The 19,545-nt window shown below is 63.2% G+C and carries 10 protein-coding genes; 5 read left to right on the top strand and 5 right to left on the bottom strand.

Annotated elements, in window-relative coordinates:
- Positions 1–9 precede the first annotated feature (9 nt).
- The 3 genes from M1R55_RS00900 to M1R55_RS00890 are packed head-to-tail and all read left to right on the top strand — an operon-like array spanning position 10 to position 3,037.
- Positions 10–1,692 (top strand): DEAD/DEAH box helicase family protein, encoded by a 1,683-nt coding sequence (locus M1R55_RS00900; RefSeq protein WP_249392880.1) that lies wholly within the window; start codon positions 10–12, stop codon positions 1,690–1,692.
- 8 nt (positions 1,693–1,700) lie between these two features.
- Complete coding sequence (locus M1R55_RS00895; RefSeq protein ID WP_249392879.1) at positions 1,701–2,258, top strand: hypothetical protein; 558 nt, start codon at positions 1,701–1,703, stop codon at positions 2,256–2,258.
- Between the two features lie 38 nt (positions 2,259–2,296).
- On the top strand, positions 2,297–3,037 hold the full coding sequence (locus M1R55_RS00890; protein ID WP_249392878.1) for an endonuclease III domain-containing protein: 741 nt from the start codon (positions 2,297–2,299) through the stop codon (positions 3,035–3,037).
- Positions 3,038–3,551: 514 nt separating this feature from the next.
- Here the strand turns inward: M1R55_RS00890 and M1R55_RS00885 are convergent.
- The 3 genes from M1R55_RS00885 to M1R55_RS00875 all read right to left on the bottom strand — a co-directional run bounded on the left by M1R55_RS00885 (position 3,552) and on the right by M1R55_RS00875 (position 7,574).
- Entirely contained in the window at positions 3,552–3,926 is a 375-nt protein-coding gene (locus tag M1R55_RS00885) for a hypothetical protein (protein ID WP_249392877.1), read from the bottom strand.
- On the bottom strand, positions 3,923–5,968 hold the full coding sequence (locus M1R55_RS00880; RefSeq protein WP_249392876.1) for a hypothetical protein: 2,046 nt from the start codon (positions 5,966–5,968) through the stop codon (positions 3,923–3,925). Before M1R55_RS00880 ends, M1R55_RS00885 begins: the two co-directional genes overlap by 4 nt.
- A gap of 904 nt (positions 5,969–6,872) precedes the next feature.
- Positions 6,873–7,574: a hypothetical protein gene (locus M1R55_RS00875; RefSeq protein ID WP_249392875.1), complete on the bottom strand. Its 702-nt coding sequence runs from the start codon at positions 7,572–7,574 to the stop codon at positions 6,873–6,875.
- A gap of 502 nt (positions 7,575–8,076) precedes the next feature.
- Between M1R55_RS00875 and M1R55_RS00870 the strand changes: the two genes are divergently transcribed.
- Together M1R55_RS00870 and M1R55_RS00865 are read left to right on the top strand one after the other, a co-directional pair.
- Entirely contained in the window at positions 8,077–8,310 is a 234-nt protein-coding gene (locus M1R55_RS00870) for a gamma-glutamyl-gamma-aminobutyrate hydrolase family protein (RefSeq protein ID WP_249392874.1), read from the top strand.
- On the top strand, positions 8,307–9,275 hold the full coding sequence (locus M1R55_RS00865) for a hypothetical protein (protein ID WP_249392873.1): 969 nt from the start codon (positions 8,307–8,309) through the stop codon (positions 9,273–9,275). Before M1R55_RS00870 ends, M1R55_RS00865 begins: the two co-directional genes overlap by 4 nt.
- 316 nt (positions 9,276–9,591) lie before the next feature.
- Here the strand turns inward: M1R55_RS00865 and M1R55_RS00860 are convergent, their stop codons facing one another.
- Together M1R55_RS00860 and M1R55_RS00855 are read right to left on the bottom strand one after the other, a co-directional pair.
- A complete protein-coding gene (locus tag M1R55_RS00860; RefSeq protein WP_249392872.1) occupies positions 9,592–12,123 on the bottom strand; it encodes a DEAD/DEAH box helicase in 2,532 nt (843 codons plus the stop codon).
- Positions 12,124–12,200: 77 nt separating this feature from the next.
- Positions 12,201–19,499: a sacsin N-terminal ATP-binding-like domain-containing protein gene (locus M1R55_RS00855; protein WP_249392871.1), complete on the bottom strand. Its 7,299-nt coding sequence runs from the start codon at positions 19,497–19,499 to the stop codon at positions 12,201–12,203.
- Positions 19,500–19,545: the final 46 nt, after the last annotated feature.

The raw sequence follows: 19,545 nt of genomic DNA, 5'->3' as shown, positions 1-19,545 counted from the left end.
GAGACTGACATGCCCGCAATTCATGACACCCTGACCTTCCGGCGTTGGACTTGGCAGGATTTCGAACGTAACCTCGCCCGGTTGCTGATGTTCGCCGGTTGGAAAGGTGTCCGCTTGGTGGGCGGGTCAGGGGATCACGGCGCGGACGTGCTGGCCGTCGACGGTCATGACCACCGCTGGATTTTTCAGTGCAAGCACACCCAGGCCGGCGTGGGCCGGGAAGCCATCGACGAGGTTCGGGAAGCGGGCCGCATCTATGGTGCGCATACCCTCTGCGTCGTGACTTCCCAGATGCCGACCCGGGGATTCATCGAGGAACTCGAGCGCCTGCAGCGCGGCGGCTTGGCGATCCATCACATCGGCCCAGGGGATCTCGTGGCCCTGTACCAACAGGCCCCGGAATATATGCCCAGCCGCCCCCAGATGCGGCCATATCAGCAGCAAGCGGTGGAGAATGGGCGCAACGCCCTCCTAGAACGGGGGCGCGCTCAGATCGTGCTGGCCACGGGCCTGGGCAAGACCGTGGTCATGTCCGAGATCGTGGCCGATCTGCTGCGCGATGGCCTGCTCGAAGAAGGACGGGTGCTGGTTCTCGCCCACACGATCCCCCTGGTCATGCAGTTGCTCACGAGCTTCTGGCGCGTCTTACCCAAGGACGTCGCCACCCACCGTCTGAGTGAAGGCGAAGTGCCACTGGACTTCACCGGCATCACTTTCGCAACTGTCCAGACGCTCCAGACCATGACCCCCCGGGCCCTAGAGGCTTTACCCTCGTTCGATTTGGTTATCGTCGACGAGGCCCACCGGGTGGGGGCAGCGGGCTTCTCCCGGATCATCGAGGATCTCTCTGCGACGCGGTTAATGGGCGTGACAGCGACGCCCTGGCGGCCTGATGGGGGCAGCATCGACCGGTGGTTCGGTGAGCCTGTATTCCAGATGGGAATCAAGGAAGGGCTCGCGCAGGGCTATCTCTCGGACGTGGACTACCGCATCATGCTGGACGGCATCGATTGGGATCTAGTGCGGGAGGCCTCGGTCTTGGGGTACTCGGTTCAACAACTGAACAAACGCTTGTTGATCCCCACGCGCGATCAGCGCGCGATCGAGATCATCCGGGGCACCTGGGAACGTGAAAATCGGCGCCGGGGGATCGTGTTCAGTCCCTCGCAGACCCACGCGCGCCACTTTGCGGCTGATCTGCGCGCCAATGAGTTCAGGGCGGAGGCCCTGGTGAGCGAGGACAGCACAGTCCAGCGCTTCGTGACCCTCAGCCGCTTCGCGGCGGGCGAACTCGACTTCGTGTGCGTCGTGGACATTTTCAACGAGGGCCTCGATGTGCCCGACGTGGATCTCCTGGTGTTCTTGCGCGTGACGCACAGCCGCCGCATCTTTGTGCAGCAACTGGGCCGTGGCCTGCGCATTGGCGACGGGAAGGACAAAGTGGTCGTGCTCGACTTCGCGGCCGACGTTCGCCGGATTCATGCCGCCATGGAACTCGATGACAGCGCGGGGCGCGGGGAAGTGGAGAGCCTGGCGATTTCCCGCGCGGCGGTGAACTTTTCTGACCGCTCGCTCGATAGTTTTTTCTATGAATGGATTGCGGATCTCGGGAGTATCAAGAATCACGATGCCGACGACGTGGTGAAGCTGCCGATTTTCGACCCCACACAATTCAATTTCCCGGAGGAATAACCCCTGCCATGAATTTGCTCGACTTCCCCGCAGATCTCTTGGCCTCTGAACAGAGCATCAAAATCGAGGTGACTTGCAAGATCCACGCCCTGGCTGATCAAGCCGATTGGTGTCACCTGAACATCACGCAGAAGACCAGGCTCTATGAGAGCTGGATCCTCGACCCAACTCTCGGGGGGCAACTCGCGGCGCTGATGGGGACGGAGAAAGTGCACCGCTACATCAAGGACACGGTGATGCGCGCCTATATGCGCACCAAGCGCCCTGACCTGCCCACGATGCTCAAGCGCATGAGCTTCCGGCACACGCACCTGGTGCAGTCCTACGAGAAGCCGCACGCCCTCCTTTACGATCACACCCACCTGTACACCCTGACGGTGGCCAAGGAGTGGCGCATGGCGCTCCTCAGTGCTTACGAGCGCGCCACATTCATGGGCGGCCACCTCGACAGGAACCTGGTGCTGATCACCGACCACGGGTTCGACCGCTTCCTGGATCAGGGCTATCGGGGGATGGTCGAGTCCGCCGGGAAGAGGCTGGACGTCGACGTGCACTGGGTGCGCTGATCTGGCTGGGGGGGGCGAGCGTCCCTTACAGTGGGGGGGTGTCGAGCCGCCGCTATGTCAAGTCAAAGCCCGCACGTCAGTTGCCAGCGGACGCCGAGAGAACGCGCCGCGCTGAGGAAATCGGGGCTCTATTCAAGCAACTGGGCCAAACACGGGGGAACCAGTTTCCCTGGCACAAGAGCCCGGATCCCTTCAAAGTACTCGTGGCCGAGTACCTGCTTGCGCGCACAGCGCGCCTGGTGATCGAGCGCGTCTATCAACGGGTTATCGAGCACTTCCCGAACGCGGTTGCGCTGGCGGCGGCTGACCCCACGGTGCTGTCGGAACTCACCCGGGAAGCCGGCCTGCCCCGCAAGACCCTGGGGCTGATCGAGGTGGCGCGGCGGGTTGCGGAGATCGGCGAAGTTCCACCAGATCGAGAGTGGTTATTGTCGCTACCTTTCGTGGGGGACTATATCGCCGACGCCGTATTGTTATACGCTTTCGGCTTGCCAGTTATCCCCTTGGATCGCAATTTTCAACGAGTGGTGCACCGGGTCTTTTTTGGTCAGGAGCCTCCGAAGCGCTCCATCGAACCCTACCGGGATCCTGAAACGGTTCATGTGGTCGACGAGATGACCCTCGGGTATGACGCCCGCGCACTGCGTGACTTTCATCAGGGTGTGCTGATCGTGGCGTGGGATTTTTGCAGGCATCGGCCGAGAATCACGGCATGCCCGTTGAGTCCACACTGCGCTCTCGCTTGGAATCTGTCTCCAGAAGTTCAGACACCTCGATAGGGCAGCGCTGATCATGCCATCTTCAGAACTGCTGTTCTACGCTGAGAGGTTGGGTGTGCTCAGTCAAGCCCTGCTCGAAGAGCAGTCCCGAATGATCCACTTGCTGATCATGGCAGGGCAAAGAGCTGACTCGCTGGCAAGTAAGCTGGAACCTTTGCTAGAAATTGCGTGGGATCCGCCATATGTTTACGCAGACAACTCTTTATAGCTATTCGCAGTCACAACTGGGGCGGATGAAAGCAAGCGCAGCATTCGTCCTGAAGGCCTAGCCTGCTCCATTCAGAGGCAGTCCTACTGACAAGGTAACCAACGAGCAGGCAGGGTTCATGTGCACCCTGCCTGCTTACCTTGGATAGAGGCTGTATGCCTCCTGACAATGTCTCATACGAAATTAAAATGAGTCGAAGACGAATTCGAGCGGAGTGAGTATAAGAAAATACGGGCTGGCGGCGATGGACGGACATTTGGTGGTTTCCCGGATGAACGGCAATCAAAGCCAGCCCGTATCAACCCTTTAGGAGAAAGGGATGAAGCGTGGAGGGTGATGCTTCTCGTTCCCTGGAGGCTGGAACAGGTCGATCAGTTGGCCTTCAATAGCCCGGACAATCCACTTTGGAGTGGTGTCCTTCAGAGGCAGTACCCATAACCACGGCCAGAGCTTGCCTTTCTGACTTTTATGCTCGCGCATTCGCGACCAGCATGCTTTTGGGTCTTCCGGGCGTGCTACCGAGCCCACATAATCGAGTCGTCCATCGATGCTACACCCGAAGTAAATACCCACGGACATTCGCATGCGCGAGACTTCATCCATCAGCACAGGTTTAGGATGACGTAGCCGCAGGTGCCCGCCTGCAAGGCTTACCGCCGTATTGTAACGTTCGGCGTTCAAGCCTCGACCCCGTCCAGTTCATAGGGGTTCTCGTCCTCGTCATCAAAGAGCTTCACGCCATCCTCAGTCACTTCAGCGGAAGCAGCGTCCGCTTGTCGCTTGTTGATGCGTCCCCAGGTGAGCAACTGCAAACGCAGCTCATCGAGAACCCGGCCGGCCTCTTCAGCAGCCCCATACGGGATGCCCTCAGCATCTACGAGCTTCTTACCGTCCTGATTGACTTTCTCGATTTCCGCCACGCGAACCTTCAGGTCATACAATTTCCTGTTCAGATCACTCAACTGATTCTGGAGGATTTGTCGGGGGGTGGATTGCGATATAGGAGTTGCCAAGCCGCCCGATTCGGACACACCTTGGGTCTCGTTATACTTCTCACGAATTAGCGTATCGCTGACCATCTGCTCGGCTTCATTAGCGGCCAGAACGAAGTTCCCATCAGGGTCCACATAGCGGACGTTCTTTCGACCAGTTCGACCGTCGATAACAGCTTGATAGAGCTGGTAGATGCCTTGCTTGCGGCTCATGAGCCATTTTGCTAATTCGGCACCGCTGACCTTGTTAGGACTTTGGGTCGTCTCACGCTTAATGCCAGTTAACACGACCAACCAGTATACGCCGAGCAAACCCAATTCCAGCGCAGCTGTCGACAAATTCTCAGGGTTAGTCTTCAACGCCTCTATAGCCTCGTCACGAAGCGTTTCTGGCGAACGTTTTGTTACTTTGAACTCTGAGGCACGCCATTCAGGCAAACGAACAGTGCGCTGCAGCATTGAGCGGATACCGTTCACCTCGGTAGGCGAAGCGATTTGGCTGATACGGTCACGGACTGCACGCAGCATCAACTCTGCGACGATGTCGGAACGATCGTTCTGGCGCAACGCCTTTTGTTGACGAATACTGCAGAACACCCGCGAAACCTCGGGCCGCACACTGCGCCGGTTTAGTTCCTTCATAATGTGCAAGCCACGCACATCAGTGTGTGGAGAGAAGCCCTTGCTTTCTAAAATGTTCGCTGGCAGTGTGCCAGACAGATACGCTGCCAAATCAGGATTAAGCTTCCCGTCGGCCTCGAGGGCATCCAAAATTGCGGTAGCGATCTCGTCGTTCTCAGCACCTACACCCCAATCCTTAGGCCGCGAGACGTGAATCGCTCCAATCATCGAGCGATATGCCCGCACTGCGTCGATCGGCTCATTCGGACGGGCGGCATCAACCTTGATAACGATGCTGGCTGGAGCGACTAGAGCTCGGTGGGCCGCTAATTGATGTTCGCTCACGCTATCGAGCGTACGATCCTGGACAGCGATTATTGAGCCCAAGTGGCCGCTCCACTGCCTCGGGTCAGCCTGCGGCCAACGGTAGATAGCATCGGCCTCGTCGGTGCTGGTGAATTCGTGGCTATGAGCCGTACGCGAAGAACCATCAGCAGCAAGTACGAACGTCGCTGATGGTGAGCCATCCTCGTGGTCTACTTGAGCGACAAACAGCAACAAAGGCTCGCGGATTCCTTCCATCCAGATCGGGTCCTTAAGCGCAGTATTGCTGTTATTGCGTAGGTCGGCGCCGGCGTCGCGAGCGACCTGCATAATGTGGGCTGGGGTCTTTCCGCGGATGAGCAGCATGGGCTCGGGGCCCGCACTGGACGATAGCTTCAAAGGGGAACGGTCGTCGCTACCCTTTTCGATTTGGTATGCGCGACGCTCAGTCTCGCGCGGATTAACGGGATTGACGGAAACGCCGGGCGTAAAGACATCCACGTTCAGGACATAGACAGTGCCACTGGGAATTCGGCGGCGCTGCAGGTGTTCCAAGGCATGGCGGGCAGCAGTGGGGTCGACGACGATCCGCCCGATCGCCTTCGCGTACTCCAGAGAGTATTTATATTCCTTGTGCAGCCTATTGATAAAGTTCGTCCGGGCGGCCTCTTTCGCCAACTGCACGTGTTCGATAGGACGCGGTCGGATCTGAACCATCTCGTCCTGGAGTGTGACAGGCATGGCTTCGAGCTGCTCGGTGGGGTTAACAAAAAAATCTGTCGACATGTACTTCCTCCTTACGGTGAGGGGCTTTCGCCCGACTTGAAGCCGTAGGGGCCGGTACATACCGACGTCGTCCATGTGACCGACGGCCCAATTGCCGACGAGGTCTTACACGGTAGAGTCCACAAAGCCTGAGCACTTCCACTTCCGAAAGGGCTGTAGAAGCAGCCTATACGGCGTGTGGGTTGTCGGAGGATGGCCTTACGGCGATCTGGTCCGGTGCTCAGGGGATGGCGACCCCCTAGGGTTCTCATAATGCGACCCGAAAGTCCGTCTGTCAACTAGCGCCCCTGTTCCAGTGTCAGCGGGAGCAGTGTGGCGGCCAGAACGTCGAGCTGGGCGTCAGTCAGGTTCAGCTGCTGGTGATGACTTGGAGGGACTGCACCACTGTGTGCCAGCATTGCCTGGGCGTAGTCCGTCGGACGTTGCTCTACGGATCGGGGATTAATTCCGCTCTAAATTCGTCGCCTGGCTGCTTCCTCAAAGTGGTTGCCCAGTCTGTGTCTGAGATATGACACAAGGCTATTCGACCCCATCAGTGTTGGGAAAATCGACCTTCTGCGGATGCATTAGGCATATCCTCATCTTGGCAAATGGTTGAGTTGCTTGGAATCTTTAACCACCTGTTGGTTAAACAAACGCTGGTATGCATCTTACACCTAAAGATGTATCAGATTAAACCTGTCTGGAGTTCTCAAAACACAGAGAGTCTTCTGTTTGTCCGAGGCAGTATTATATATATGCTCTTTCGCAAGTATTCTTGGGTTACCACACTTCACTGATGTCTCATATTACAGTATATTATGTTGCATGCGGTGCTTTAATTTTTTCGGCAGCGACAAGTAGACAGTGTGATGGTATTGCATACTTTGTAATTAATGTTCTTCTTCACTTAACATAGATGAATTCACCAGCCGATTTCACTAAATAAATGCTCTAGAGTCGTATTAATAGATAAAAAATCTGCACTCTGCCAATACCGATCTTTCTGACCGGAACGGGAAGTGCGGCGAGCATCGAGATGAGCGATGAATTTGGGATCACCGCTCTTCAGAGCAATAAACTGTGCAAAGCTACAGGCAAATGTCTCGCGTCGAGTGGCAAATAGTAGATTTTCTGATCGACATGGTTCTGCAGCCAGCGCACCCAAGTCCATGGCTTGTATTTGCTTGTATGCTGCCGTCTGTTGCACAGCAGTCCACCAAGGCTGCAGTGGATCTATATCATATTCGCTAGCGTATATCTTTTTTGTACTAGATACAGAAGAAGATCCCATGAAATGGACTTTTAATAGATGATCCATAGCATGGCCCATCTCATGAGCAACTGTCATAAGATAATCGTTACTATTCATGTTAATCATGATATACGGTAGATTCAGCTTATCAGGGATTAGATTGTACCTGAAAGCGCCGTTATCGGCTATGGTCGGGAAGTGAAATATAGGAATTGGATGATTTGCAGTGTTTCCTCCTTGTACATCTTTGAGGAGCACATTGGGGCTCTGAAAACTACCAATCAATTCAACAGCTTTAGCCAGGGGCGAGTTGGTTGGTAGCTTTTCACGGCTAGAAAAATCAATAGGATGAAAGTAGTCGCTAAAAGTCATTCCACTAAGATAAGGTACGCAATTAGACACATTCAAGATACTGTGGAAAGTAGCGCACAGCTCAAGGTCAATCCAAGGGTCCGTTCTGCTGGCACTGATGTTCACGTTGGTGGTGCTGGAACTGTACATCTCATTTACAACTGAGGGAGCTTTCGGCGAGTACGGCCGCCGGTGTCTAGAGCGTGGCCAAGTGCGTCAATCCAGACGGAACCGGCCATTGAGGCACGGACTGAGCGAGGCCGATCAGCACGGTCATTGTGCCTTGCAAAGCCCTGCTGTCCTAATCAGCACAACAACAAGCAAGCGCCTGCACCCAGACCAAGGCGTGTTCACCACCGCCCTGCTTGTGTTATGACCCGCTTCGTTTCTGCACTTCAGGCTCCAACCCATCAGCCTGTGGGGTCAGGTTCACCAGGGCGGCTTTCAGTGCTAGCGCCTAATCCGGTCCAGAGGCAGCGTGAGCCGAACGCTCACAACATGCTCAGCCCTGCTCGGAGCAAAGATGGACGTCAATTCCAGCCATCATCAGGGCGTTGACCGCCTGGTACTGTCTCACACGCCCCTCGCCTGTGCGCCAGACGGCCTGCCTGAGGCGTGGGTGCAGCCAGGGGCCCTAGCGGTACAGTCCCACCCAGAAACACTCGTTCATCACACCACCCGCTGGCTGCCCCTGTTCGACTGGTGGCTCGAGGGTGTCCCCATCCAGACCCCGGTTCCCGTTCAGGAGGCCACATGACCATGAAATCCATTATTGATCCGCAGCTGCAGCACCTGCTCAGCACCCTGGGCTTCCAGGCCCCTGTGCCGACCACGGGACGACTCAGCATCGCCGACCTCGTTCGCAAGAGCCGGCGACGCGGTCTGTACGTCCTGCATGCAGGAGAAGAACACTACCTGGGCCGGACCGAGAACTTCGCCCGCCGCTACCGGGAGCACCTCGCCAACCACCCGGATGTCCAGGCAGTGAGCCTGCTGCCCATCCCCAAGGGTGACCTGCATGTGCCGGAACAGGCCTACATCCGCCAGTTGGAGCAGGTCGGGATCCAGCTGCGGAATTCGGTGGGCATGAGCCTGCCGCTGCACGCGGGCACGGACCTTGACGACCTGGTCCCTGCGGCTGATCAGGAGGCCTGGCGGGCAGGGGGAAGGCCGGCGTGGTCTGGCCGTTCGCGGGATGAAGCGGTGCGCCGCCGGCAGGTGCGGGTCTGGGAGAAGTTCCGCAGCACACCGCAGGCAGACGACCTGCTGGCCCTGCTGGAGTATTACGTGCAGCGCTGCGTCATCGCCCCTGGGTTGACCGAGATGAGCCTGTGGAGTGCGACCTGCTTCCCGAAGGGAGGCTTCCGCGTCAATGCGAGTTGGCAGGAGGTGTTCCGCACCCTGGACGGCCAGGAGTTCTTCCTGCTGGTGGCGCCCAGCGTGCTGAAGGAGACGTACGGCACGGGATGGGCATGGCACCTGCAGAACCTGGGCGTGGACGTCGTGCCGGAGATGTACCGCTTTCCGGGGCATGACCATGTGGGACTGTTTGTGGATGGCCTCAGGAACGCCCGGCAACTGCTGGACGTCCCTGGGATCCAGGCGGCGGCGCGTGAAATGACCTGGCAGTGCATGCGCAAAGCGCCGAACCCGAACAGCCGCAGCCACGCGCCGCAGATGGTGGACTTTCTTGATTTGGGGGCCAGCGGGAAGGCCGAGTGAGGCTGGTGCAGTGGATGGAGCGTGGGCAAGAGTGATCACACTAAAGGGGTCACCCGCTCCCATTCGGGCCCTCATGGAGGGCTTGAAATAAGTGGGGTTGGGGTGATCATCTGCATGGAGAAGCCGCTGTATTCGAATGCACGTGAGTGGCACCCATGGGTGCTGCTCCAGCATTGCCTTTCTTCTGGTGGGCCCTTTGAAGCTGACAGGGAAACAACCCTTGAATGTCAGGGGAAGCTGGGTTCTGCGGTGGACCTTATCACCGGTTCCCTGCTGAACAGAGCAGAGTCCTGGCCTGACGAGCCTGCCCCAGACTTCAGGCTGGAAGACCGGTGACGGGCCAGAAGCTCGCCGTGTGTTCAACGCGGGGCAGGCGGTAGTCCAGGTGCAGGCGGTGCAGCTGCGCTTCCAGGAAAGTCTCCGCGACCCGCAGCTGGGCCTCGCTGTCCGCCGTGAGCGGGATGCCTCCCTCATCCCGCAGCACACTGGCCCGCGGCTGGCTGTTGGTCCAGCCCAGCACTTCCCAGTCCAGCAGCAGCTGGTGTTGCTCCCCTCCACCGACCCCGACCAGCGTGGTGGGCGCTGCCTGTCCACGCCCGGTCAGGAGGTCCGAGACTTGGAAGATGAACAGCGGCTGGTCGAGGCCGGGCAGAACCGCCGCGCGCCCGGGCAGGGCGCGCGCCTGCGCCAGCGCCTGCTCCATCAGTTTGTGCCCCATGCCCAGCAGCCGCCCGGCCTCGCTGACCGGGACATCCCGGCTGAAGACCAGGTCCCGGTAGACCGGCAATACACCGAACTCGTTCATCCACTCCTTCGGCGTGTTGAAGCTCAGCTGGCCCCCGTCCTCGCGCACCTGGCGGTGGTTGAGCGCCAGCATCAGCCGGAAGAAGGGGGCGAGATCCGGCAGATCCAGCTTCGGAATCAGGGCGCTCACCTGCGCGTAATCGAAGCGGGCGCTGTGTCCGACCAGCTGCCGAACCGCTGTGAGCACGTCCTCACCGCCGAACTGCCGGGTCCGGTCGTCGAACCAGGCGTCCAGCCGCTCCCGGGGAACCCGGGCCGCCTCGGCGAAGAGGGCCGTGAACAGCGTCGGGTCAGTCATGCCCAGCACCAGTTCCAGGAGATCTTCCGGCTCATCCATGGCCTGTCCCAGGGCCTGGGTGATGCGGCGGATCTTTCCGTCCAGGCGTTCCCAGATCAGCGCCTCGACCGTGTCGGGATTGCGCAGGGTCAGGACGTCCACCTGATGGCGCTGCCCGTAGCGGTTGACCCGCCCCACCCGCTGATGCAGCCGCATCGGGTTCCAGGGCAGATCGACGTGGATCAGGGTGTGGCACTGCTGCTGCAGGTCGATGCCTTCCCCCCCGGCTTCCGTGGAGACCAGGAAGCGGGCCTGACCGGCGTTGAAGCGGTCGGCGGCCACATCGCGCGGCAGGGTGAGCGTCTGACCCAGCACGTTTTCCGCCCGGTCGTCGCCGTTGATGAACACCACGCTCCCCGCCCCATACCGGGCGCTCAGGGCGCTCAGGATCAGGGACTGGGTGGCCTTGTACTCGGTGAACAGCAGCACACTGCGATCCGTGAAGTCCTGCTCGATCGCCTCCAGAATGCGGGCCACTTTGGTCTCTTCACGAACCGCCTGCGCGGCCTCCACCAGCTCCTGCAAGCGGGCGATCTCGTCGTTCATCAGCTGCCACTGGACGGCGTGTGCGGCGAGGAGCTCGTCGTGGCGGGCCGCGGCGTCCAGATCATCCGTGTCGCCGGCGACCTCGTCCCGCTTCCGGGTGGCCGTCTGGAGTCCCGTCAGTCGACGCGCCAGCGCCCGGTGCACCGCCGCCACCGAGCTGCTCGCCAGCTTCTGCATGGCGATCAGCACGAGCATCACCGCGCGGCCCTCTGTGCCGTTTCCCAGACTGCTGGCATACGCCTTGCCGGTCGCGATGAACTCGGTCATCCGCGCATAGAACGCGGCCTCCGCCGGTGAATACGCGTACGTCACGGAGCGAACCCGGGGCGGCAGGAACAGCCGCTCACCGTGCAGGTCCGTCACCCGCTGCTTGTTGTTGCGGATCATCACCTGGGGCAGGGCCTGGAGCTGCTCGGCCAGGGGGCGGGCCGGGTTGAAGTCTTCCGGCCGCAGCAGGTGGAGCAGGGCCAGGAACGCCTGGTCGTCCCCGCGGTGCGGGGTGCCACTGAAGAACACCATGCCCTTGATGCGCTCCGCGTCTGAGAGCCGCTCGATCAGCCGGTATCCGAGGGTGGCGCCTGATTCAGGTGCGTGCAGGTGATGGGCCTCATCCACGATGACCAGGTCCCAGGGTTCAGCTTCCAGCAGCCGGGTGTGGCGGCCACCGCGCCCGTCCCGCAGGGTGTGCAGCGAGGCCACCACCACAGGGTGGGTGTCCCAGAAGCCGCTGCGGGCTGTGTCGGCTTCCGGCGTGTAGCGGGCCAGGCGGATGTCGAACATCGTGCGCATCCGGTGCTGCCACTGCTCGACCAGGCCAGCCGGACACAGGATCAGCACGCGGCGCACCAGTCCCCGTGAGAGCAGCGGCCAGAGGATCAGCCCTGCTTCCACCGTCTTGCCCAGCCCCACGTCGTCCGCCACCAGCCAGCGCGACGGCCAGCGGGTGATGACCTGCCGGCAGACCCACAGCTGGTGAGGCAGTAGCGCGACCCTTGACCGGGAGAACACGCCCCAGGCACTGTTCACGGACGTGATGGCCTCCGCCTGGACGCGCGCCAGCACGTCTGCCGCCGGTGCGGAGACCGGCGTGTCGGCGCGCGCTTCCAGGTCTGCCAGCAGCACCTCTTCCAGGCCATGCGTGAAGCGCACGATGGCGGTCATGCGCCGCGTGAGTTCCACGCGTCCAGACCCGTGCGTGGCGTGCCAGACCCGCTCACCCGGCTGGAAGGGGGCCCCGGTCATGCCACGGGGACCTGCAGCACGAAGGGCAGGTCAAATCCGCCGTGAAAGGTGGCCCGCTTCTCGCCGAGATGGGTCCTCAGGAAACTGTGGATGGTGCGCGAATCCCCGGGATTCCAGCTCTGCGGTTGGATGGGGCAGCCCAGGGCGGCCAGTTCACGGCGCACGGCGGCGGACGGATGGAACGCCTCAGCGTCCATGTGCCGGGTCACGATCGTGCCGGTTCGCAGCAGCTCCCGGAGCACGAAATGCCGGCCGATGCCCAGAGCGCGGTGCAGGTCGGGCACGTTAATGCCGGTGCCGCTGAACAGCGCGCTGCTGGACGGATTGAGCACGGCGCTCAGCGGCTGGGGACCGGTGAAGCGGTCCATGCCGCTCAGGATGGCCATGTACTCGTCCAGGTGGCGGGACAGCTGGTACGTCGCGAGAAAGCGCGAGAACCAGTGGTAGTACTCCTGCCCTCCCGCACGGCTCAGAAACTGGTCGAGGATCTCGAACCACTCCACCGGATTGACCTCGGGTGACGCGAACACGTCCAGCCAGCCGTCTCTCTCGGCCCCCTGCAGGAAATCCCGGTTCTGTTGCGGGGTGGTGCGGCCCAGGCTCTGGTAGGTCCCCAGCAGCAGCAGGGTCATCCAGCGCTTGCGGTCCTCTCCAAAGGGCAGCAGGGTGCCGCCCGACCGCATGAATGCCGGGTACACGGCTTCCTCATAGCTGCGGGTCAGGTCCTCAGCGGCCTCCTGCCAGTGGTCATAGAGCGTCTGGAGCGCCTGGGCAGGATCCTCCACCTGCCGAACTGGCTGGGCGTCCTCCGGCTCCGGGGCGCTGCTGCGGGTCAGCTGATCCAGCCGGCTACCGAGCTGAAGGCGGCCGGCCAGGATATGCCGCTCATCATTGGTGAGCGCGCGGAAGGCCGGATGGGTCAGCAGGTCGCTGAGCCAGGTCTCGGGCGCCTGCGCGAGTTCGTTGGCCAGCGAGGCGGCCAGCTCACCCTCCAGCAGGTACCGCAGCACCGCCCGCTGCGCCTCTATCCCGCGCGCGTCGCTGACCCACTGTGCCAGCGCCCGCGCGTCCGCCCGCAGCCCATTCCGGCACAGGACGACGAAGTCAGCCGCGTCGTGATAGACCGCGTGCAGCACGCGGGCCCTGGGGGCGAACGCCGCCCGCAGGCGCTCGTCTGTTCCCACCTGGGTTCCCTCGAGGCCCAGGATGAGCTCGTGCGCCGGCACAAACGTGCCAGCCAGGGTCTGGAACCGAAAGGTTCCGAGGTAGTCCTGAACCTCGGCCTGTTCCTCCCCGAACGTCGTGAGCGTTGCCCGGCTGTACTCCTGACCGAGGCGGCGGGCATGGTCCGGGGTGACTTCCGGGTGCGCCCCGAACTCGGCGCGCAGGATGTCCACCAGGCGCAGTCTCGGCAGATTGACCTGGCCGTTCGTGAGTCCGCGCAGGCGGGTGGCGACTTGTTCATGCACCAGCGTGCCAGGTGGGTACTGCAGGTTCAGGGTCGCGGATTCACGCAGCCGACTGAAGACGCCCTCACGGGCCGCGACCCCGTGGAGTTCATGCGTGGCCCGCCCGAGAGAGGTGAGCACGTCGTGATCGCCGTTCAGTCCGGTGGGCAGCACCTCCCGCTCCTGCAGGAGCGCCCACAGGCCAGCCTGCGGGCTGCCCCAGACCATCCGGTGAACCAGCTGCCCCGCGAACGCGCCCTGCGGCTCCGGGGCCCGCTCGGCCAGCACCTGCCACACGCTCAGCCAGAACACTTGCGGGGTCGTGTCGGCGGCGAGGGCCAAGGCCTGCACAAAGCCGGGCCAGTCGGCCGTCCGGTCATGCAGGGTCCGCAGGGCCCGTGCCAGGTCCTCGGCCAGGCTGACAGCCAGCCGCTCGTTGTGGGGCGCGCGGGACGCCACCTCGGCGCGGCCGATGTCCAGAGCGAACGTGGCGTTCACCGCAAAGCCTGCGCGGGCATGGGACCGGGTGGGGGCCGTCACCCACAGCGTGGGCACCTCATCGGGCAGCGGCGTCAGGCCGCGCGCGCCCAGCGGAAAGAGCAGCGTGCCGTTGGGCACCTGGCAGACCAGCGCCCGCCCCAGCGCGCCCTGCTGGGGGTGAACTCCACCCACCCGCCAGCCGTCCTCCCCCAGGGGGACATCCTGCCAGGACGTGACCCGCTCGCCGCTCTCCGTTACATCGACCACACGCTTGACCTGCCGCGTGAACACGAGCAGGACTGGCAACCACGCCCGGAACTCCTGCAGGGCCAGCCCGGCCGCCGCCGCCTCCACCTCCAGGGAGATGGCGGTCCCGCTGCGCCGCTCTCCATGGCGCGCCAGTCCGTCCCGCAGCAGGCTGGCCTGTTCGGCATCCATCTGGCGCGGGTAGACGCCGCCCAGCACGTCGAAGGCCAGGCGTCCGCTCACCACCCGGGGCCGGTCGGCCAGCAGGTAGACGCTCTTGAAACCCATGCCGAACTTCCCGGTCACCTGCAGTTCACTCGCGCCCTTGTCGCTGGCCGCGAGCATCAGCATTTTCTTGAGGTCGCCCTTGAAGCCGTGGATTTCCCCATTGAAGCCGGGCAGGGCGAACTGATTGATGGCGCGCCCCCAGTGCATGAACGTCAGGGTGTCAGCCCCGATCTCCACCACAAACGTGTCGTCCACCTGACCACCCTGACGCATCACTTGGAGTTCTTCCAGCGCGTCGTCCGCGTTCTGCAGCAGTTCGAACGGCACGCTCGTCGGCAGGTACTGCGCATCCTGAACGCGGCGCCGCACGGCCTCCAGCAGCCGCGGCAGCACCTCGGAATCCTCGTTCTCGAACGCGTCACGCAGCTCATCACGCAGCCCCTCGATCTGCTCGGCGGCCTGGCCCTTGCGGCGCACAAGGCGGTTGTGATGCTCCTCGGCCTCCAGCAGCCGCGCGGACTCCCAGCGGGCGAACAGGGCATTAAGGGGGTTCTGACCTGGCAGGCTCAGCTGATACCGGATATAGGAGATGCTGTCCTGAATGATGACGTCCTGCGTGTACAGCAGATCGAACTGATCACTTTCACCCAGCTGCTTCCACAGGTCATCGAGGTGATCTTCACGGACGAAGTACATGCCGCGCAGCACCGCCCGGGTGGCGGCCAGCAGGGCCTCGGTCAGTTCCTTGCGGGAGTACCGGGTCAGGTCCAGCGTGTTCAGGTGCAGCGGACTCACGTACACGTTGCCGTGGATGCGTCCCGCCTCGGGCCGACCCACCACCACGTTCGCGCGGGAGGTGTCCCGGCGAACGCGTAGGGGCTCGTCTGTGAGCGACATCACCCACAGGTGGTCGTCCGCCGAAACCAGCACAGTCACGCGGTACAGCGCGACCCACTCCGCGAACGAGCCGACGTTGTGTGGCCGCTGGGTGGCGTCGGCCTCCACGATGTCCCGCACTGTTCCCAGGGACCGGGGGTGCAGCATGCGGCGGGCCAGCGCCTCCACCGCCGGATCGCCGCCCAGCAGGCTGAGGAAGGCGCCGATGAGTTCACCGGGCACCAGCCCTTCCCAGGCCGCGAAGTACGCTTCCAGATCCTGCGCGGCCCGTGTCATCCCCACGTCCACCCTGGCCGTGCCAGGACTGTTGGGCACACCGGCCTCCGGAAAATTTTCTGGTGTAATCACGTCACCGAGCTGCCGCTGGTGATCCTGGTGCAGCTGGTCCCGTCCGTCAACGCCCTCCGCCTGCACGCACAGCTCACCGGCCCGGCGCCACTGGTTCTGCATGTTGCGCAGCTGAAGCGCTGGCCGGAGCTGGCGCCACAGCTCGCGCTTCTTCACCTCGGCGAGCAGCTCAGCATGCAGGCGCAGCAGCACGTCCCGGTCCCCCAGACTCCGCCTGTGCTGATCGGCCACATGATTCAGGACGGGGGCGAGGGCCGCGTCCGGCAGGGAACCCGCCAGCAGACCTTTGACCTGACGTGCCCAGGCCGGGTCCAGGGCCTGCAGGGGACGGAGCACCGCCAGGGCCGGCAGAGCCGCGTCATCCAGCTGACCGAACAGCCTCCACCACGCTTCGAAGTCGAGCTGATCCTGACCCGTCTGGTACCGATGGTCCGGATGATCGGCCATCACCCTGGCCAGGGCCAGGGCGGCGTCCACACCGGTCAGCAGGAAGCCCTCACGCCTCAGGCGATCAAAGCCACGGTGGCTGGTGACCGCCTGAGGCAGTCCGTTCGGATCGATGTAGGCGCTCTCCATCTCTGCCAGCACACGGGTGACCGCGTCGTCCAGTTCAGGCAGGCACAGCACGTCTCCGGGCGCCACCACATATTCTCCGGAGGCATCCAGCAACCACGTGGTTGCCGCCAGCTTGTCCCGGACCGCCTCGAGGGCGTCTGCCTCAAGCCCTTCGAGCTGGTCCAGCAGCCAGAGGGTCTGCTCCGATGGCGCGGCACTGCTCAGCACCCGCACGATGGCCTGGGCAGGGGAGAGGATCTCGACCCCCAGCTGCGCCCACAGGCGCGCCCAGCGCTGGTCTGGGCGCAGCAGAGTCACCTTCTCGGTCAGGGCGGCGGGCAGCCTGCCGTCCCCGGGCATCAGGGTGTCCGGCGTCAGCGCCACCAGCGTGCCGGACTGCGCCGGGTGGAACGGCAGGCAGCGGGCCACGCTCACCGGCAGGTCCATCAGCAGGGCGAGGCGCTCGTCCTCGCTGAAGGCCCCGGCGTTGACCTGCGCCACACTGGACGCATCGACCATCCCGGCGACAGCCCCCGGGTCCAGCGGCTCGACCTGGAGCAAGCGGCGCTGGGGTTCATTCAGCAGCTCGTCGAGCGCGCGTGGAACCACCCGCCAGGCCTCTCCACGGCCCGCCAGCAACTGGCCGGCCAGCCGTTCCAGGGTTGGCTGGGCGGCGCGAACGACCAGGAGCGGTTCGGTGCGGTTCAGCTGGTTCGGGTGACCATGCAGTGTCACCCGGATCAGGGCCGGGTGGGATTCCACGAGGTTGCGCCGGGTCAACTCCTGGAGCAGTGTGGTGCGGCCCTCCAGGCCACTGAACGGCAGTCCCTGACGCAGCAGAGCCAGCAGATCCTCCGGTTCGAAGGACGCGATCTCTCCTCCGAGGGCCTCGAGCACCGCGCCCTCCGTGTACTGCGGCGTTCCCCCCCGGAAGGCCTGTTCCACCACCCGGGCCCACTCACGCGTGGTGTCCGTGGCACGGAAGAGCTGGCGCGCGACCACGCGCGCGAACGCCTCAGCCGGCGTGATGAATGTCGGCTCCTGTTCCCGGCTGTTGAGGGTGCGCACTTCCACCAGTGGCAGCTGCGACACCGCGGCGCGCAGCTGCCGCCGTTCGTCCTCAGCGACCGCGTTCAGGACCTGCGTCACGGCGCCCGTGGTGCCGCGCTGGCCCGCCAGCGACTGCAGCAGGGTCAGCGCGTCCTGCCAGGACAGCCTGGCCTGCCCCTCCAGGTTCACTTCACCGGGAACAACCAGAACAGACGTGGACAGCAGCGCGAGGCGCTCGCGCACGTGTCGGGCGATGCCTTTGGGCAGCGAAAAGCACTGTTGGGTGGGCGCCGTCTGGAGCAGGGCTGCCAGGGCTTCGCGGTTCGCCCCCAGGGTCTTGGCGTCCAGAGCCAGCACGCGTGCCAGCCAGTTGCGACGTGCCGGCCAGTTGTCCAGGTGCGCGACGGTCTGCAACAGGGTGGTGAGGTGTCCCAGCGCCGCGGTGTCCAGGTCACCCGGCTGAAGGTCGCCCAGCAGTGCGGTCACCTCGTCGGCGCGCCAGGGGGCGGGCATCCCCGCCATCAGATGCGGCGCGCCGTCATCCACCAGGGTCGCGCGGCGCTGCACCTCGGCCCAGCCGGGTAGCCAGGCCCCACCCTGTCCGCCACTCAGGCGGGGGAAGGCGAGCAGCCGCGTGCCCGGCGGCATCAGCTGCCAGCCGTTCTCGACCGTGAGTACCCACTGCCCACGGGTACACAGCTCAGCCTGATTCATTCTCCACAGCTGAGAGGCCTTGATCCCGGCGGTCAGCAGCATGGCCTCGTCCGCGGTCAGCTGCCGGGCGAACGCCGAGAGGGTCGGCAGCAGGAGGGGCAGTGTGCCCTTGCGCGCCAGCTCTCCGTTCCACTGCTGTTGCAGCTGACTGCTGGACTCTGCGACCGTTCGCGGGGCGTCTCGCCAGGAGAGAATGTCGCGCCGGTCGGACGTGATGAAAAAGCAGCCATGCAGGGTGATGTGAAAGTCGGCTGGGCCACCGATGGGAATAGTCTCGCGCTCGCCCAGCGGCAGGAAGACGGCCCACTGGATGACCAGGCGGGCGGGCGGGCCCGCCGCGCCGTCCCGGCGGGGGTCAGCCTGCCGCTTGAGGGCCACGGCCGTGTGGGCCCGGGTCTTGTCCTCGACCTGCCGGGAGGTGCCGGCCACCTGCCGTCGGGGCCAGTGGCCGCTGTCGCGGAGCTGCTGGATCCGGCCGGTGGTCAGCAGGTGTTCCGCGGCCGAGAACTGCAGATCCGGCACGCCCTCGCCCCGCACCTCGCCAGCGAAGGCGTGCTCGCCCACCACATCCGGGTACTGGGAGCGTGTGGAATCACCCGCGTCGAGCGTGACTGGGCCGCGCGGGGCATGGAAGTGAACCCGGCGCAGGTGACGCATCAGCGGCAGCATCCGGGCGATCTCGCTGTAGACGCGCTGGGAGAAGAGCGCGCGGTCCAGCTCGTCATCATCCCCGGGGTACGCTTGGTAGACCGACAGCTCACCGTCAATCAGCTGCGTGCTCTCCTGGGTGCGCAGCGGCACCCAGATGGCGAAGCCGTCCGTGACGCCGAGGGCGTCAAGGTGGGCGCGCATGCGCCGGCGGTCCGCCACCGAGAAGGTGTCCCATTCTGGCCGTGGGTTGTCGGTGTCTGGTCCGTTGTTCCAGGGGTTGAGCACCTGGGCGAGGGGCAGCTGCGCGCTGCCATCGTCGTCCACGGACGGGCACAGGTAAAAGAAGACCTCGCCGAGGTAGAAGACGCTCTTGAGGCCGATCCCGAACTTCCCGATCGCGGCCTCCTCCTCCACCTTGGAACTCCCGCCCAGGCTGCGCACCGCGCGCGCGTGAGAGGCCTTGAAGGGGCCGTTGTTCACGACGTACAGGGCCCGGCCCTGCAGCAGTGGGTGTTCGGCGCCGGGCAGGCCCTCACTGATGCCCACCTCTAGGATCTTGGCCTTCGCATCGTCGGCGTTCTGGACGAGTTCTTTGAGCACCAGCAGTTCGTCGGTCTTGCGGCCGTCAAAGAGAATGCGCTGAATGAGCTCGACACTGTTGGTGATGAATCCTGCCATAGGGTCCCCCCGGGTGGGTCCCGGAAGTCCCTGCCCCTGTACTTGT

It is taken from the genome of Deinococcus sp. QL22 (assembly GCF_023370075.1).
Taxonomy (GTDB): domain Bacteria; phylum Deinococcota; class Deinococci; order Deinococcales; family Deinococcaceae; genus Deinococcus.
This window is presented reverse-complemented; position numbering and strand designations above follow the sequence as displayed.

Coding starts and splice junctions, on each gene's coding strand:
- M1R55_RS00860 (WP_249392872.1), bottom strand. CDS start 12,123: ATGACCGCCATCGTGCGCTTCACGCATGGCCTGGAAGAGGTGCTGCTG.
- M1R55_RS00865 (WP_249392873.1), top strand. CDS start 8,307: ATGACCATGAAATCCATTATTGATCCGCAGCTGCAGCACCTGCTCAGC.
- M1R55_RS00880 (WP_249392876.1), bottom strand. CDS start 5,968: ATGTCGACAGATTTTTTTGTTAACCCCACCGAGCAGCTCGAAGCCATG.
- M1R55_RS00875 (WP_249392875.1), bottom strand. CDS start 7,574: ATGACTTTTAGCGACTACTTTCATCCTATTGATTTTTCTAGCCGTGAA.
- M1R55_RS00855 (WP_249392871.1), bottom strand. CDS start 19,499: ATGGCAGGATTCATCACCAACAGTGTCGAGCTCATTCAGCGCATTCTC.
- M1R55_RS00900 (WP_249392880.1), top strand. CDS start 10: ATGCCCGCAATTCATGACACCCTGACCTTCCGGCGTTGGACTTGGCAG.
- M1R55_RS00895 (WP_249392879.1), top strand. CDS start 1,701: ATGAATTTGCTCGACTTCCCCGCAGATCTCTTGGCCTCTGAACAGAGC.
- M1R55_RS00870 (WP_249392874.1), top strand. CDS start 8,077: ATGGACGTCAATTCCAGCCATCATCAGGGCGTTGACCGCCTGGTACTG.